17 protein-coding genes are annotated in these 15059 nt (G+C 64.4%); 6 read left to right on the top strand and 11 right to left on the bottom strand.

Features of this window, described 5'->3' with window-relative positions; genetic code table 11:
• Nucleotides 1-49: 49 nt before the first annotated feature.
• On the top strand, nt 50-1456 hold the full coding sequence (locus BTHE68_RS17560; RefSeq protein WP_162067571.1) for an NCS2 family permease: 1407 nt from the start codon (nt 50-52) through the stop codon (nt 1454-1456).
• A 72-nt stretch (nt 1457-1528) separates the two neighbouring features.
• Here the strand turns inward: BTHE68_RS17560 and BTHE68_RS17565 are convergent, their stop codons facing one another.
• The 7 genes from BTHE68_RS17565 to BTHE68_RS17595 all read right to left on the bottom strand — a co-directional run bounded on the left by BTHE68_RS17565 (nt 1529) and on the right by BTHE68_RS17595 (nt 6397).
• Nucleotides 1529-1966 (bottom strand): SRPBCC family protein, encoded by a 438-nt coding sequence (locus tag BTHE68_RS17565; protein ID WP_162067572.1) that lies wholly within the window; start codon nt 1964-1966, stop codon nt 1529-1531.
• The gene (locus BTHE68_RS17570; RefSeq protein WP_061174978.1) at nt 1959-2282 is read right to left on the bottom strand and encodes an ArsR/SmtB family transcription factor; all 324 of its coding nucleotides are present in this window, start codon (nt 2280-2282) and stop codon (nt 1959-1961) included. The genes BTHE68_RS17565 and BTHE68_RS17570 overlap by 8 nt, the downstream gene beginning before the upstream one ends.
• A gap of 142 nt (nt 2283-2424) precedes the next feature.
• Nucleotides 2425-2574, bottom strand: a complete 150-nt coding sequence (locus BTHE68_RS17575) for a hypothetical protein (protein ID WP_162067573.1) — start codon at nt 2572-2574, stop codon at nt 2425-2427.
• A 96-nt stretch (nt 2575-2670) separates the two neighbouring features.
• Nucleotides 2671-3150, bottom strand: a complete 480-nt coding sequence (locus tag BTHE68_RS17580) for an RbsD/FucU family protein (protein ID WP_162067574.1) — start codon at nt 3148-3150, stop codon at nt 2671-2673.
• 48 nt (nt 3151-3198) lie between these two features.
• Nucleotides 3199-4323, bottom strand: coding sequence for a succinylglutamate desuccinylase/aspartoacylase family protein (locus BTHE68_RS17585; protein ID WP_162067575.1), 1125 nt, complete (start codon nt 4321-4323; stop codon nt 3199-3201).
• A gap of 75 nt (nt 4324-4398) precedes the next feature.
• On the bottom strand, nt 4399-5187 hold the full coding sequence (locus BTHE68_RS17590) for an ABC transporter substrate-binding protein (RefSeq protein ID WP_162067576.1): 789 nt from the start codon (nt 5185-5187) through the stop codon (nt 4399-4401).
• 115 nt (nt 5188-5302) lie between these two features.
• Nucleotides 5303-6397 (bottom strand): calcium:cation antiporter, encoded by a 1095-nt coding sequence (locus BTHE68_RS17595; protein ID WP_162067577.1) that lies wholly within the window; start codon nt 6395-6397, stop codon nt 5303-5305.
• Nucleotides 6398-6673: 276 nt separating this feature from the next.
• Here BTHE68_RS17595 and BTHE68_RS17600 point away from each other — a divergent pair, with 276 nt between their 5' ends.
• Complete coding sequence (locus BTHE68_RS17600) at nt 6674-7648, top strand: GGDEF domain-containing protein (RefSeq protein WP_162067578.1); 975 nt, start codon at nt 6674-6676, stop codon at nt 7646-7648.
• A gap of 6 nt (nt 7649-7654) precedes the next feature.
• Here the strand turns inward: BTHE68_RS17600 and BTHE68_RS17605 are convergent, their stop codons facing one another.
• From BTHE68_RS17605 to BTHE68_RS17615, 3 genes are read right to left on the bottom strand one after another with little or no spacing between them, the layout of a single operon-like run.
• Nucleotides 7655-8971: an MFS transporter gene (locus BTHE68_RS17605; RefSeq protein WP_162067579.1), complete on the bottom strand. Its 1317-nt coding sequence runs from the start codon at nt 8969-8971 to the stop codon at nt 7655-7657.
• 41 nt (nt 8972-9012) lie between these two features.
• Entirely contained in the window at nt 9013-9756 is a 744-nt protein-coding gene (locus BTHE68_RS17610; protein WP_162067580.1) for an SDR family NAD(P)-dependent oxidoreductase, read from the bottom strand.
• Nucleotides 9753-10598: a fumarylacetoacetate hydrolase family protein gene (locus BTHE68_RS17615; RefSeq protein WP_162067581.1), complete on the bottom strand. Its 846-nt coding sequence runs from the start codon at nt 10596-10598 to the stop codon at nt 9753-9755. Before BTHE68_RS17615 ends, BTHE68_RS17610 begins: the two co-directional genes overlap by 4 nt.
• Nucleotides 10599-10732: 134 nt before the next feature.
• On the opposite strand from BTHE68_RS17615, the gene BTHE68_RS17620 reads away from it, so the two are divergent.
• A complete protein-coding gene (locus tag BTHE68_RS17620; RefSeq protein WP_162067582.1) occupies nt 10733-11656 on the top strand; it encodes a LysR substrate-binding domain-containing protein in 924 nt (307 codons plus the stop codon).
• 22 nt (nt 11657-11678) lie between these two features.
• On the opposite strand, the gene BTHE68_RS17625 is transcribed toward BTHE68_RS17620, so the two are convergent.
• A complete protein-coding gene (locus BTHE68_RS17625; protein WP_008353150.1) occupies nt 11679-12110 on the bottom strand; it encodes an OsmC family protein in 432 nt (143 codons plus the stop codon).
• A 531-nt stretch (nt 12111-12641) separates the two neighbouring features.
• On the opposite strand from BTHE68_RS17625, the gene BTHE68_RS17630 reads away from it, so the two are divergent.
• From BTHE68_RS17630 to BTHE68_RS17640, 3 genes are read left to right on the top strand one after another with little or no spacing between them, the layout of a single operon-like run.
• Entirely contained in the window at nt 12642-13265 is a 624-nt protein-coding gene (locus tag BTHE68_RS17630) for a hypothetical protein (protein WP_162067583.1), read from the top strand.
• Nucleotides 13262-13645, top strand: coding sequence for a hypothetical protein (locus BTHE68_RS17635; RefSeq protein ID WP_162067584.1), 384 nt, complete (start codon nt 13262-13264; stop codon nt 13643-13645). The genes BTHE68_RS17630 and BTHE68_RS17635 overlap by 4 nt, the downstream gene beginning before the upstream one ends.
• A 1-nt stretch (nt 13646) precedes the next feature.
• Nucleotides 13647-14987, top strand: a complete 1341-nt coding sequence (locus BTHE68_RS17640; protein WP_162067585.1) for an NAD(P)/FAD-dependent oxidoreductase — start codon at nt 13647-13649, stop codon at nt 14985-14987.
• Nucleotides 14988-15059: the final 72 nt, after the last annotated feature.

A 15059-nucleotide genomic window follows, 5' to 3' on the forward strand; every position in this document is an offset into this window, starting at 1 on the left:
ATGCGCGGCGCACGGAGTTTCGTTTCAGCGTGCTGATAAAGGAGCAGTCATGTTGGAATCCTCCGCCCAGCAGCTTGGCGATATCGACATCACCCCCACAGAACGAGAGGACAGCGTTCCGTCCGGAAACGGCGGTTTTCTCGATCGCTACTTCGGCATTTCCAAAACCGGCAGCACCCAGAAGGTCGAAGTCGTCGCGGGCGTCACGACGTTCCTCGCGATGGTCTATTCCGTCTTCGTCGTGCCGGGCATGCTCGGCAAGGCTGGCTTCGACACCAGCGCGGTGTTCGTCGCCGTGTGCCTCACGACCGCATTCGGCTCGCTGCTGATGGGCGTCTGGGCGCGTCTGCCGATCGCCATCGGCTGCGCTATTTCGCTGACCGCCTTCACGGCGTTCGGGCTCGTGCTCGGCAAGGGTCTCACGCCGGCCATCGCGCTCGGCGCGGTGTTCCTGATGGGCGTCGTGTTCACGGCGATTTCCGTCACCGGCGTGCGCTCGTGGATCCTGCGCAATCTGCCGACCGGCGTCGCGCACGGCACGGGCATCGGCATCGGGCTGTTCCTGCTGCTGATCGCGTCGAACGATGTCGGCCTGATCATCAAGAATCCCGCGCCCGGCATGCCGGTGTCGCTCGGACATATCACGGCCTTTCCGGTGCTGATGTCGGTGCTCGGCCTCGCGGCGATCTTCGGTCTGGAGCGCCGGCGCGTGCCGGGCGGCATCCTGCTGGTGGTGATTGGCCTGTCGGTGATCGGCCTGATGTTCGATCCGTCGGTGCGCTATCACGGCGTGTTCGCGTGGCCCGCGCTGTCGGCGCCGGGTCATGCGTCGCTGATCGGCGCGATGGACATCAAGGGCGCGCTCTCGATGGCCGTATTGCCGAGCGTGCTCGCCCTGGTGATGACCGCCGTGTTCGACGCGACCGGCACGATCCGCGCCGTGGCGGGCCAGGCAGGCCAGATCGACAAGAACGGGCGCATCGTCAACGGCGGCCGCGCGCTGACCGCCGATTCGCTCAGCTCGATCTTCTCGGCCTGCTTCGGCGGCGCACCGGCGGCGGCCTACATCGAATCGTCGGTGGGCGTGGCGGCGGGTGCAAAGACGGGTCTGGCGGCGACGGTCGTCGGCGTGCTGTTCCTCGCGGTGATGTTCCTCTCGCCGCTCGCAGCACTCGTGCCGTCCTACGCGACCGCTCCGGCGCTGATGTACGTCGGCCTGCTGATGCTCGGCAACGTCAGCAAGCTGCACTTCGACGACACCGTCGACACCATGTCTGGTCTCGTCTGCGCGGTGTATATCGTGCTGTCGGCGAACATCGTGACGGGCATCATGCTCGGCTTCACCACGCTCGTGATCGGCCGGATCGTCGCGGGTGAATGGCGCAAGCTGAATGTCGGCACGGTGGCGATCGCGGTCGTGCTGGCGGTGTTCTATCTCGGCGGCTGGGCGATCTGACCGGCGGCTGCATCGCTTGAAACGCAAACGGCGCGCTGCCCGAAAGGACAGCGCGCCGTTTTCATTGCGCGGCTACTTCGTCGTCAGCGCGACGGCGCCCGTCTCCAGCAACGACTTGAGATTCGACAGAATCTTCGGCCAGCCGCCCGACACGGCCTCGATGAACGGTTTGCTCTCGCTCACATGCGTGACGGTGAGTTTCACCGCTTCGCCCTGCTGCTCCAGTTCGTAGGTGCAGCGCGAATACCCCGCGTTCTTCAGATCCTCGCGAAATTCGTTGCGCCACTTCAGCACGAGGCGCCTGCCCGGCTCGGCTTCGAGCACCTCGCCGGCATCCGCGACGCGTCCGTCGGAAAACAGCATCTTCCATGACGAGCCGGCCTTCCAGTCGGATTCCTGGTGCATGCCGAACCAGTATTTCCGGACGAATTCCGGTGTCGTCAACGCTTCCCACAGCTTCCCGGGCGTCGTGCGGATGTAAGTCACATACACGAACGTGTCACTACTCATGATCGTCTCCTTCAAGCGTGCGTTTCAGGTCGGACAAAGCGTCCAGGCGCGGACGCTCGAACTTGCTGATCCAGCGTTGCGCGATCTCGTGGATCGGCACCGGATTGAGGAAATGACGTTTCTCGCGCCCGTGGCGCTGTGTCGACACGAGATTCGCGGCCTCGAGTATCGCGAGATGCTTCGACACGGCCTGGCGCGTCATGCGAAGGCCGTCGCACAGATCGCCGAGCGTCTGGCCATTCTCCGCGTGCAGCCGGTCGAGCAATTGCCTGCGGCTCGCGTCCGCAAGCGCGCGAAAAACCGAATCGTCATCCATGAACGCATTATGCAACTATTTGGTTGCATGTCAAGCGGCTTCGAACGTCGAAACTGGCAGCGCACAAACGACAACGCCCCGGAAGCCTTTCGCTTCCGGGGCGTTGCCTGATGCCCTTGACCGGGTTTGCGTCGCGCGCTGCTTACTTGCGGCGATACGATTCGACGAGAATCTCGCAGTTCTGCAGATGCAGTTGCAGCGCACGGTTCCACTCACGACGCACCGCAGCCTTCGAAGCGCGCAGCCAGGAACCGAACGAAACGAGCAAGGATTGTTGAGTGGTGGTTTTCATGTGCGTCTCTCAGGATAAGTAGCTAGGGGATAACCCTGACTATACGCCTTTCACGCTGCATTGCAACAAATTCTCAAAAAAGCAACAGGGTATTCCCTAGGCATCCGGTCGATTTTGCCGCGGCGCGTCCGGCGCCAGTTGCACGCCTTTCTTGAAGATGAAGCAGCCGTATCCGCGCGTCTCGCCGGTCGCAATCACGCAATACGCCTGCTTCGCGCGCTCATAGAACGCGAAACGCTCGATCGACGCAAACGGCACCGCGCGCCCTTCGGCGGCGTCGACTTCGCGTTGAGCTTCGCGCTGCACGGCAGGCAGCGCGGCGGCATCGCCGACGACTTCCATGCGCTCAGCGGGATGATCGACGAACGTATCCAGCGGCAGCACCGACAGCACTGCCCGCACCGCGCGCGGCGCATCGACGCCGTCCACGCGCAGCAAACGGCCGAGCACCGTCTGGCGCGCGACGGAATCGGCGGGAAAGTTGGCGTCGCAGATCACGACTTCGTCGCCGTGGCCCATCGCGCAGAGGGCGTGCAGGATGTCGGCGTTGAGCAGCGGATCGATGTTCTTCAGCATGTTTTCTTGTTCTCCATGACGTGAAACCGGCCGAACCTATGGTAACCGCTAGGGCACGAGCAGATCGCCCGTGCGTGCGGCGTCGCGGCCCGCGATGCGCGCGACCAGCATTCCGGCCGTCGCGAAGCGGGTCCAGTGGCGCGCGTACAGCACGCCTTCGGTTTGCGCGACGAGCGGCACGAGCCGGTCGTCGAGCGGATCGAGCACTTCGGCGATGATGTCGCCCGCGCGCACCGTCTCGCCGATTTCCCGCCGATGCAGAACCACGCCCGATATCGGCGCGTGCACGTACTCGCATCCGGCGAGCGGCGTCGCGGGATGACGCAGCGGCGGCGGCTCCGGCGCCTCGCCCGCGATCATGCCGATATGCGTCAGATAGTCGACGATCGCCTGCGCGTCGCGCGCCGCCAGGTCATGCGACACGTCGCGCACACCGCGCAGTTCGAGCGTGACGGGCGTCGTTCCCATCGGAATCGGAAAGCGGTCGCCGAACGCGCCGCGCAGATAGCGCCCCGCCGACGCGCACGCTTCGTCGAACGGCTCGCCGCCGGACACATCCGCGAGCAATTGCGCCTCGCAGCCGAGATGGCGCGCGAGCGGCTCGATCGCGGGCCACGCGTCGGGCGTCGTATAGAGATGCGCGACAGCTTCCCAGTCGCAATGCAGGTCGATGACGAGATCGGCATCGCAGGCGAGCTTCATCAGTTCGATGCGTTGCGATTCGAGCTCGGAGGCCGCCTGCAGCGCCGACAGATGTCCGCGCAGCGCGGCGCGAACGAGCCGCGCATTGTGCGCGGCGTCGCCCGTCAGGCGATGCTTCAGATCGAGCGCCAGTGCGGGCCCGAACTCGGGAAAGCGCCGGTTGAAATCCTGACCCGAGCGCAGTTCGAAGCGGCCCATCTGCGCGCCGAACCAGTGTTGATTCAGACCCGCCGGATTCGCGACCGGCACGAGCACGACGCGCGCGGTCAGCCGCCCTTCCACTTCCAGCTCGGCGAAGCGCTGCTTCAGATACCACGCGACGACCATGCCGGGCAATTCGTCCGCGTGCAGCGACGCCTGGATGTACACCTTGCGCGATGCATCGCCGTCTTGCGGACCGAAACCGTAACTCGTGATCGCGCGCTGAGTGCCGAGCGCCGCACCGACGAGCCGATGATGATGAACCTGCATCTTCGAAAATCTCTCATCGAAAAGAAAAGGCATCGCGCGCGATGCCTTTCCGGTCGAATGCTTCAAAAAAAGCGCTTACTGGATCGAGATGTCCGTCTCGAAGTACTTCGCCATGATGCGCTTGAACGTGCCGTTCTTCCTGATCTCGGCAAACGCGCTGTTCAGGCCGTTCTTCAGATCGGCGTCGCCCTTGCGCAGGCCGATGGCCGTGCCCGGACCGATGATCGCGCGATCCTCCACGATCGGACCGACGAGCGCGAACGGCTTGCCCTGCGGCTTCTTCAGAAAGCCGATCGCGGCTTGCGCGGCGTCGGTGAACATCGCGTCGATGCGGCCCGCGACGAGATCGGCCTCGACCTGTTCCTGATCGCCGTAAGGCACGACCGTCACGCCTTGCGGCTCCCACTTCACTTTCGCGTAACGCTCCTGCACCGTGCCCTGCTCCACGCCGACGCGCTTGCCCTTCAACGCCTGCGGCGTCGGCAGGATGCCCGAACCGGCGCGGGCGACGAGCTGCGCGTGGGTATCGTAGAGTGGATCGGTGAAATCGATCTGCTTCAGGCGCTCTTCGGTGATGCCCATGTCGGACAGCACGGCGTCGAACTTGCGCGCCTTCAGGCCGGGAATCATGCCGTCGAAATTGTTTTCGACCCACACGCACTTGACCTTCATCTGCGCGCACAGGGCATTGCCGAGATCGATGTCGAAGCCGGCGAGCTTGCCATCGGCCTGCTTGGATTCGAACGGAGGATAGGACGGATCGACGGCAAAACGGATTTGCGTGATCTCTTTGGCTTGCGCGGAAAACGAAACGGCGGTGAGCGCAGCCAGCAACGCCAGCGACGCGGACTTCTTGAATGACATGCTTTTCCTTCGTGACTTTCGATGAGACGGCGAAACGTCGCGCGACCAGGAGCGAAGCGTCGCGCGAAAAACCGGGAATGGTAACAAAACCACACGGTTCGCCGCACGACGCCGATCAAGGCACGACCGAAAGAAACAGGAAAGCCGCAAAAATCACGAGATGCACGACGCCTTGCAGCACCGTCGAGCGCCCGGTGCCGAGCGTGATGACGGACACGAGCAGCGTGAGCGCCAGCATGACGATTTCCTTGGGTGCGAGCCCGAGCGAAATCGGCTGGCCGATGACGATCGACACGACCGCGACCGTCGGAATCGTCAGGCCGATGCTCGCGAGCGCCGAGCCGAGCGCGAGATTCAGGCTCGTCTGCAGGCGGTTCAGGCGCGCCGCGCGCACGGCGGCCAGGCCTTCCGGCAGCAGCACCAGCGCGGCGATCACGACGCCGACCACGGCCTCGGGCGCGCCCGCCGCCGCGACACCCGCCTCGACTGCCGGCGACAGGAGCTTGGCGAGCCCGACCACCGCGACGAGAGACAACATCAGGAAGCCGAGCGCGAGCCATGCCTCGCCGTTGCTTGGCGGCGGCGCGTGCGGCGCCTCTTCTTCGTCCAGAGCGCCCGCCACGACCGGCGGCGTGAAGGGCAGAAAATAATCGCGATGGCGGATCGTCTGCACGAACACGAAGGTCACGTACAGCACGAGCGAGATCACGCCGACGAAAATCAACTGCGATGTAGACAGCGCCGGACCCACTACGGTGCTCGTGAAATTCGGCAACACGAGCGTGAGCACGGAAAGCGCGCAGAGCATCGCGAGCGCGGCGCTCGCGCCTTGCAGCTGAAAGTCCTGAACGTGATGCCGCAAGCCGCCGATGAGCAGACACAAGCCGACGATCGCGCCGCTGCAGATCATGATCGCGGCGAATACGGTGTCGCGTGGCAGGCCCGCTTTCTCGGGGCCGCCGGAGAGCATCACCGAGACGATCAGCGCGACCTCGATCACCGTGACCGCGATCGCCAGCACCAGCGTGCCGAACGGCTCGCCGACGCGATGCGCGACCACTTCGGCATGATGCACGGCCGCAAACACGGCGAACGCGAGCGCGACAGCCGCGAGCACGATCAGCGCGGTGCTGTGGATCAGCGCGGTCGCGCCGAGCACGGCGAGCGCGAGAATCGGGGTAACGAGGGTCCAGTCCAGCTTGAATTTCATCGGCGCTCCGGGCGGATCGGGTGAAGGGGATCGTCGGCTCATGCGAGTTGGCCGCAGGTCTGCAAAGCGCGCCGAATGCGTCGGACCCGCTCGAGCGCCGGGCGTGCGAAGAGATTGCCGTGACAAACGGCCGCAAACGGCCGCAATAAGGCCGCAGCCCATCGGCATGATAGCGAAAACGCGGCCCGCCGCGCGTTCGCACGTCAGCGGATGAATCTATCGCGTAATTGTCGGAGAATAGCGCTTTCGATGGTCAAGCCCAGGAACCGGAGACACATGCTCGTCGCACCGATACCCGAGAACGAACCCGCCCGCCTCGCCACGCTGCGTACGCTCAGAATCCTCGACACTCCGCCGGAAGAGCGCTTCGACCGCCTGACGCGCCTCGCGCGGCGCCTGTTCGATGTGCCGATCGCGCTCGTGAGCCTCATCGACGAAAACCGGCAGTGGTTCAAGTCGTGCGCGGGTCTCGACGCACAGGAGACATCGCGCGATATCTCCTTTTGCGGACACGCGATCCTGCACGACGACGTCTTCATGATCCCCGATGCCCGCGCCGACGTGCGTTTTCACGACAATCCGCTCGTCACGGGCGGTCCGGGCATCCGTTTCTATGCGGGCCAGCCGCTGTCGATTCCCAATGGCACGCGGCTCGGCACGCTGTGCCTGATCGACACGCGTCCGCGCGAACTCGACACGGAGCAATGCGGATTGCTGCGCGACCTCGCGCATATCGTCGAACAGGAGATCACGGCGATCGAACTCGCGACCGTCGACGAACTGACGCTGATCGCCAACCGGCGCGGTTTCGAGGCGCTCGCGCAGCACGCGTTGAATGTCTGCAAGCGCATGGGCCGCGACGCGTCGCTGCTGTTTTTCGATCTCGACGATTTCAAGCGCATCAACGACACCTACGGCCATGCCGAAGGCGACCGCGCGCTGACGATCTTCGCGACCGCGTTGCGTGAGTCGCTGCGTGAAAGCGATGTGATCGGGCGGCTGGGCGGCGACGAGTTCGTCGCGCTCCTGACCGACGCCGGCGACGACGACGCGCGCCACGCGCTCGAGCGCTTGCGCGATGCGCTGGCGGCGCGCGACGCAGCATCGTCGCCTGGCTATCGGATTCGCTTCAGCGTCGGGCAGACGCGCTTCGAAGCGCAGCGGCACGCGTCGGTCATCGATCTGCTCGCATCGAGCGACAGCAAAATGTACGCGCACAAGGCCGCCCGCAGGAACGGCCAGGCGCGCTGAAAACCGTCATTCGCTGCCGCTCTCGCGGAAGTAGAGACGGCGCGGCAGGCCCCAGACGATCAGCATCGCGCCGAGCAGGCACGCGAACGCGATCGCGTAGAGACCGGGCGTCGCGCTGCCGGTCATCGTCTTCACCTTGCCGACCATGTACGGGCTGATGATGCCGCCGAACTGCCCGACCGAATTGATCAGCGCGATGCCGCTCGCCGCCGCGATGCCGGTGAGAAAGCGCGTCGGCAGAATCCAGAACAGCCCGAGCGAGGTGATGATGCCGGTCGCCGCGATCGTGAGGCCGATCACGAGCATCACCGTGTTGCCGGGGAAGAAGCCGCACAGCACGTAACCGACCGTGCCCGCGAGCGCGCACGCGCCGAGATGCCAGCGCCGCTCGCCGGTGCGGTCCGAATGCCTGCCGATCAGGATCATGCCGATGCCCGCGACCGCGTACGGCAGCATCGAGATCAGGCCGATCATGAACGGGTCGCTGGTGCCGGCGGTCTTCACGAGCTGCGGCATCCAGAAGACGAGACCGTAGATGCCCATCGCGAGGAAGAGATAGATGAGCGCCATCACGAGCGTCACGGGCTCGCTGAACGCGGCCCTCAGAGAATGCACTTCGCCGACTTTCGGATCGCTCGCGAGTTGCGCTTTCAGCGCGCGCTTTTCGCCGGCGTCGAGCCATTTCGCGTGATCGACTTCGTCATCGACGAACGCGAGCACGACGAAGCCGAGCACCACCGACGGAATGCCTTCGAGCAGAAAGAGCCATTGCCAGCCGGGCATGCCGTTCAGGCCGTCGCAGAACTTCATGATCGCGCCCGAGAGCGGACTGCCGATGATCCCGCACAGCGCGATCGACGCCATGAAGAACGAGTTGATGCGTCCGCGCCGCGACGACGGAAACCACTTCGTGAAGAAGTACAGCGCGCCCGGCACGAAGCCCGCTTCGAGCGCGCCGATCAGAAAACGCAGCACGTAGAACCATGTATCGGTACGCACGAACATCATGCACGCCGACGCGATGCCCCACGTGATCATGATCCGCGCGATCCAGCGCTTCGCCCCGACGCGATGCAAGACGATATTGCTCGGCACCTCGAACAGAAAATAGCCGACGAAGAACACGCTCGCGCCGAAGCCGTACATCGCGTCGGAGAAGCCGAGTTCGCTTTGCATCTGCAGCTTCGCGAAACTGATGTTGATGCGGTCGAGATACGAGAACACGAAGCACGCGACGAACAGCGGCACGAAGCGCCAGAACACCTTGCGGTAAATCTGGGCGTCGTCGTGCGCAACGTCGCGCGGGGCGGCGATGGAATCCACGGTGGTTGTCTCCTGTAATTGTTATTGCGATGCCGCGTTGATCAGTACGTCGCGCGTCCTCCGGAAAGATCGAACACCGCGCCCGTCGTGAACGAGTTCTCGGAGGACGCCAGGAACGCGACCATCGCCGCGATCTCCTTCACGTCGACGAAGCGCCCGCGCGGAATCTTCGACAGCATGTAGTCGATGTGTTCCTGCTTGATCTGCTCGAAGATTTTGGTGCGCGCGGCAGCGGGCGTCACGGCGTTCACCGCGATGTCGAGCCCAGCCGTTTCCTTGCCGAGGCTCTTGGTGAGCGCGATCACGCCCGCCTTTGCCGCGCTGTACGCCGATGCGTTCGGATTGCCTTCCTTGCCCGCGATCGACGCGATGTTGACGATGCGCCCGTAGCCGCGCGCGATCATCGTCCGGACGATCGCCTGATTGACGTGGAACGCGGCGTTCAGATCGACGTCGATCACGCGCGACCATTCTTGCGGCGCGTACTCGGCGACCGTCGCGTTGGCGCCCGCGATGCCCGCGCTGTGCACGAGGACGTCGATTTGCCCGAAGCGCTCCAGCGTGCGCGACGTGGCTTGAATGACGGCATCGCGATCCGTCAGATCGACGAGCACGGTTTGCACGTCGCGCAGACGCGCGCGCGCCTCGGACAACGCGCCTTCATCGCGATCCCACAGCGCGACGCGCGCCCCGCCTTCGAGCAGACGCTCCGCCACCGCGTAGCCGATGCCCTGCGCGCCACCCGTCACCACGGCTGCGCGATTCGTGAAGTCGTATTGGTTCATGCGTTCACCGTGCGTTGTCGTTGTTCACCCAGCCCTTCGATGCCGAGGCGCATTGTCTGTCCCGCGCGCAGATAGACGGCTTCGGGTTTCTGTCCCATGCCGACGCCCGGCGGCGTGCCCGTCGAGATGACGTCGCCCGGTTGCAGGCTCATGAAGCGCGAAAGATACGCGACGATTTCGCTGACCTTGAAGATCATCGTGCTGGTGTTGCCGTTCTGATAGCGCTTGCCGTCGACTTCGAGCCAGAGCGGCAGCCGGTGCGGATCGGGCACTTCGTCGGCGGTGACGAGCCACGGACCGATCGGGCCGAAGGTGTCGCAGCCCTTGCCCTTGTCCCAGGTGCCGCCGCGCTCGATCTGATACTCGCGCTCGGACACGTCGTTGATCACGCAGTAACCGGCGACGTGCTTCAGCGCATCGGCTTCGTCGATATACGCGCCGCCCTTGCCGATCACGACGCCCAGTTCCACTTCCCAGTCGGTCTTTTTCGAGCCGCGCGGAATGCGAACGTCGTCGTTCGGGCCGACGACCGCCGACAGCCATTTGTTGAACACGACCGGCTCGGACGGCACCGGCAGATTCGATTCCGCCGCGTGATCCGCGTAATTCAGGCCGATGCAGATGAACTTGCCGATGCGCCCCACGCACGGCCCGATACGCTCGCCCGCGGGCACGGCCGGCAGCGTCGACGGATCGAGTTTCGCGAGACGCGCGAGCGACTCGGGCAGCAGCGCGTCGCCGGCGATATCGCCGATCACGCCGGACAGGTCGCGGATCGCGCCGGTTGAATCGAGAAGGCCGGGTTTTTCCTGGCCGGGCGCGCCGTATCGCAGCAGCTTCATGAGTCGGGGTTTCCTTGAACAGGTTGAACGGAAGCCCACAATGTAGAGAAGCCGTCCGCCCTTGGATAATGAAAGCTGCTGCCTTGGCGATAACTTTCCGTTATCTTCTCGTCATCCCCTAGCCGCTTCGATCCATGCTGCCGAATGCCGATTCCATCGCCGCGCGCCTGCGGCTCAAGCAACTGCGCCTTCTGATCGCGCTCGACGATCACGGCTCGCTGCATCGCGCCGCCGATGAAATGGCGCTCACGCAGCCCGGCGCGACCAAGGCGCTGCGCGAGATCGAAGCGACGCTCGGCGCGACGCTCTTCACGCGCTCCGCGCAAGGCATCCAGCCGAACGAACTCGGGCGCTGCGTGATCCGTTACGCGCGGCTGATCCACATGGACGTCGCGCACTTGCGCGAGGAAATGGCCGGGATACTGCAAGGCACGGGCGGGCGGCTCGCGATCGGCGCGATCACCGGCGCGGTGTCGGGCGTGCTCGTCGATGCGCTCGCGCGTCTGCGCGAGCGGCAACCTCTGCTCACCGTCGAAGTGGTCGAGGATACGAGCGCGCGATTGCTCGCGCTGCTCGATCAGGGACGGCTCGATGTCGCCATCTGCCGCGCAAGCGTCGCGCGTCAGCCGGACCATTATCACTATGTCGAATTGCGCGACGAACCGCTCGCGATCGTCGCGGGCGTCGCGCACGCGCTCGTCGATGCGCCGCGCGTCGAACTGGCCGAACTCGCATCGAGCCGATGGATCGTCTATCCGGCCATTATGCCGATCCGCAATCTCTATGAGCGCGAATTCAGGGAAGCGGGCCTGCCGCTGCCGCTTCATCCGATCGAAACGGCCTCGACCATCACGACCGTCCTGCTGCTGCAACGCGATCCGACACTCGTCGCGATGATGCCGCTCGACATGGCGATGTTCCTCGAAACCCACGGGCTCGCGAAGCGGCTGGCCATCGCGGTGCGCTCGCGCACGGAGCCGTACGGCCTCGTGACGCGCAAAGGCGTGACGCTGCCGGCGCCCGCGCGGTTGATTATCGAGGAACTGACGCGCGGGTAATCGGTCCGTCCGTTTTGGGCGCTTAAGAAACCAGTTCGGCGTTCAGCGTGATCTTCGCGTTGCCCGCGAACAGCTTCGACACCGGGCAGCCTTCCTTGGCGGCCTGCGCGGCCTTGTCGAACGCGGCTTTATCGGCGCCGGGGATCTTCGCCTTCAGATCGAGCTGACAGGCGGTGATCGTGAAGCCGTCGCCGTCCTTGTCCAACGTGACCGTCGATTTGGTTTCGAGGCTCTCGGCCTTCATGCCCGCCAGTTCGAGTTGCAGCGAAAGCGCCATCGTGAAGCAGCCCGCATGCGCCGCGCCGATCAGTTCTTCCGGATTCGTGCCCGGACCTTCCTCGAAGCGCGATTTGAAGCCATACGGCGCTTCGTTGAGCACGCCGGTCTGTGTCGAGATGAAACCCTTGCCGTCCTTGATGCCGCCGCTCCATTTTGCCGATGCTGTCTTTTGCACGAAAGTTCTCCAGAGGATGAAGTGGAACTGCGTTGACCTGCAGGTGATAACGAGCCGCACGCGCCGTGCCCGCTCCGGCGTCTATCGATAGCCTGCGCGGTTGCCGCAAGCGCATCGATCTGCATCGTAGCGGAACGCGCGAGCGGGCGCACGGAGCTGGCCAACCGGCTTATGCCGTTCGGACGATGCTCGCCGATGTGCCTTGCGCGGCGGGCGTTTGCGACGGGTGTTCGCAATTCCGCTGCCGGGAGGCAATTTCATTCGTATGGTCAAAAACGAGCGATTCACTTAGCATGCCTTGACCCGCCGTTTTGACCCATGCGCGATAAGGCTCGCGTGGATCACGCATCCGATACGGCATCGCTTTCGCATCTCCCGGCAACTGGCATGAACGCAATACCGCAACCGAAAACGCATCAGATCGTCGATCGCATCAACGCGCTGCAAGGCGCTTCGCCTCGCTTCATCGACACATCGCAGGTCACCCCACTCTCGCGCGAATGGCGCGCGATCAAACACGACATCGATCAGTTGATGCGCGTGGACGCGTGCGCCGCGTGGGAGTTGACGGGATCATGGCGCGCGCTCGCCGGCGATGTCGAGGGCGCGGAGGCCGCGTTCAGAAACAGCGTGGCGCTCGGTGAGACGGATGTGAATCGCGAGAACTGGATGATCACGCGGTTGAATCTCGGTTTGTTTTCAGCGGCGCAGGCGTTGTATCGCGAGTTTGGCGTGACGCGAAATCGGGATATGGGAATCATCGCGCGGTATGGGTTTCTGGCTGGCGCGATCGGGCGTACGGCGGAGGTGATCGAAGACGGGCGGGCGAACAGATTCGCATGGGACGATCATTGGGCCGAACAGGTGATGACGGCGCGCAGGATCATGACAGAAACGAACGTTTCCGATGAGCAGATCGCGCAGCGGCTCGATTGCGCTGGTGAAGTGTTGAGACGGCATGGATTTCGGCCGGTGATCATGCCGAGCGTTTTGTACGTGGAAAGCGTCTGGCGCAGCGTGACGTACAACTTCGTGGCTCCCGTCCCATGGAAGGAGGCGCTTGAGATGGATAACGAAGTGATGCTGCTCGAGGAAGAACTGGACTTCGTAAAGGAAATCTCGTTCGGCACTGTGATAGAAGGAGTCCATGCATGAGCAGCACACCGCAGGAACTCGTCGAATGCGCATCCGCTCTGCTGCGCGATGCGGTTGACGAGCCGCAGTATCGAGCCGTTTGCAGCCGCGCGTACTATGGCGCATTTCATGCGGCGCTGGTTTTTCACCGTCACCTGGCGGCACCCGGCACGGTCGGGAACGCCCGCGGCCGTCACGAACAACTCATCACCCAACTGAGTCGCCCGATGATAAGTCCTCACGACAGGAAATATGCGGCATCGGTCGCGATCGGCAAACACCTTAGAAGGTCGTGTGATCTGCGCGTGAGGGCCGACTATCAATTAGGCGATCGAGTCGATCGCGCACTCGCGGCAGAGTCAGCAGAACTCGCCCTCACCGTTCTAAAGAGCACCACATAACATGGGTCCACCCACCGAACGCATCCCCGAAGACCGCACCCTTCCCAATCACGCCGATGTCGTCATCATCGGCGGCGGGGTCATCGGCATCAGCAGCGCGCGTGCGCTGGCAGAGAAAGGGTTGTCGGTCGCCGTGTGCGAAAAAGGAACTATCGCGGGCGAGCAGTCGAGCCGCAACTGGGGCTGGTGCCGTGCGACGCATCGCGACTTGCGCGAACTCGAACTGAGCCTCGAAAGCCTCAAGCTCTGGCGTCGCATCGATGCCGAACTCGGCATCGACACAGGCTATCGCGAATGCGGCATTCTCTACGCCGCCGACGACCCGAACGCCCTCGCCGATCACGAAGCCTGGCTCGCGCGCGCCGTCGCGCTCGTGGGCCGCGACGCGCTCGATTCGCGCATCGTCTCGCCGGATGAAACCGCTGCGTTGATGTCGGGCACCTCGCGGCGCTTCGCGGGCGGCATCTACACGCCGAGCGACGGCCGCGCGGAGCCGCAGCGCGCCGTGCCCGTGATGGCCGCCGCGCTGCGCGAACGCGGCGTCAAAGTGCTGACGCCCTGCGCGGTGCGCGGCATCGAGACGAGCGGCGGCGCGATCAGCGGTGTCGTGACGGAATACGGGCGCATCGGCTGCGCGAGCGTGGTCGTCGCGGGCGGCGCGTGGACGCGATATTTCGCTGGGAGCCTCGGCGTCGATGTGCCGCAGCTCATGGTGCGTTCGTCGGTCATGCGCACGGCCCCGCTGGAAAACGGACCGGAAGTGAGCGCGTGCAATCAGGAGATGGGCTACCGCAAACGTCTCGACGGCGGCTACACCATCGCCAACGCGTTTCACAGCCATCACGACATCACGCCGGACAGTTTCCGTCTGTTCGCCAAATTCCTGCCCGCGCTGAAGAGTCAGATCGGTTCGATCAAACTCGGCCTGAACGCGCGTTTCTTCGACGAGCTGCGTCGGCCGCGCCGCTGGCCGCTCGATCAGCCGACGCTTTTCGAAACTGCGCGCACGCTCGATCCCGAGCCCGTCGAGTCGTTCAACCGTACCGCGGTCACGGAGTTCCGCAAGTTTTTCCCGGCGCTCGCCGAACTGCGCATCGAACAGGCGTGGGCCGGCTACATCGACGTGACGCCCGATGCCGTGCCGGTCATCTCCAGCGTCGACCGGAAGCCCGGGCTGTTCATCGCGACGGGCTTTTCCGGCCACGGCTTCGGCATCGGGCCGGCCGCGGGCAGGCTGATGGCGGATCTCGTCGCGAACGACGCGCCGCTCGTCGATCCACGCGCCTTTCGCCTGTCGCGCTTCTTCGACGGCAGCAGGATCGAGATCGACGGCGGCTTCTGACGCGACCCGGACGCGCACGCCGACGGTCGGCTCGCGCTAACATACCGGTTTTGCGTCCGTCGCCGCTGCGCG

The sequence above is a fragment of the Burkholderia sp. THE68 genome (assembly GCF_009938265.1).
Taxonomy (GTDB): Bacteria; Pseudomonadota; Gammaproteobacteria; order Burkholderiales; family Burkholderiaceae; genus Caballeronia.

Coding starts and splice junctions, on each gene's coding strand:
- BTHE68_RS17570 (WP_061174978.1), bottom strand. CDS start 2,282: ATGGATGACGATTCGGTTTTTCGCGCGCTTGCGGACGCGAGCCGCAGG.
- BTHE68_RS17565 (WP_162067572.1), bottom strand. CDS start 1,966: ATGAGTAGTGACACGTTCGTGTATGTGACTTACATCCGCACGACGCCC.
- BTHE68_RS17640 (WP_162067585.1), top strand. CDS start 13,647: ATGGGTCCACCCACCGAACGCATCCCCGAAGACCGCACCCTTCCCAAT.
- BTHE68_RS17610 (WP_162067580.1), bottom strand. CDS start 9,756: ATGAACCAATACGACTTCACGAATCGCGCAGCCGTGGTGACGGGTGGC.
- BTHE68_RS17620 (WP_162067582.1), top strand. CDS start 10,733: ATGCTGCCGAATGCCGATTCCATCGCCGCGCGCCTGCGGCTCAAGCAA.
- BTHE68_RS17615 (WP_162067581.1), bottom strand. CDS start 10,598: ATGAAGCTGCTGCGATACGGCGCGCCCGGCCAGGAAAAACCCGGCCTT.
- BTHE68_RS17635 (WP_162067584.1), top strand. CDS start 13,262: ATGAGCAGCACACCGCAGGAACTCGTCGAATGCGCATCCGCTCTGCTG.
- BTHE68_RS17600 (WP_162067578.1), top strand. CDS start 6,674: ATGCTCGTCGCACCGATACCCGAGAACGAACCCGCCCGCCTCGCCACG.
- BTHE68_RS17580 (WP_162067574.1), bottom strand. CDS start 3,150: ATGCTGAAGAACATCGATCCGCTGCTCAACGCCGACATCCTGCACGCC.
- BTHE68_RS17585 (WP_162067575.1), bottom strand. CDS start 4,323: ATGCAGGTTCATCATCATCGGCTCGTCGGTGCGGCGCTCGGCACTCAG.
- BTHE68_RS17590 (WP_162067576.1), bottom strand. CDS start 5,187: ATGTCATTCAAGAAGTCCGCGTCGCTGGCGTTGCTGGCTGCGCTCACC.
- BTHE68_RS17595 (WP_162067577.1), bottom strand. CDS start 6,397: ATGAAATTCAAGCTGGACTGGACCCTCGTTACCCCGATTCTCGCGCTC.
- BTHE68_RS17560 (WP_162067571.1), top strand. CDS start 50: ATGTTGGAATCCTCCGCCCAGCAGCTTGGCGATATCGACATCACCCCC.
- BTHE68_RS17575 (WP_162067573.1), bottom strand. CDS start 2,574: ATGAAAACCACCACTCAACAATCCTTGCTCGTTTCGTTCGGTTCCTGG.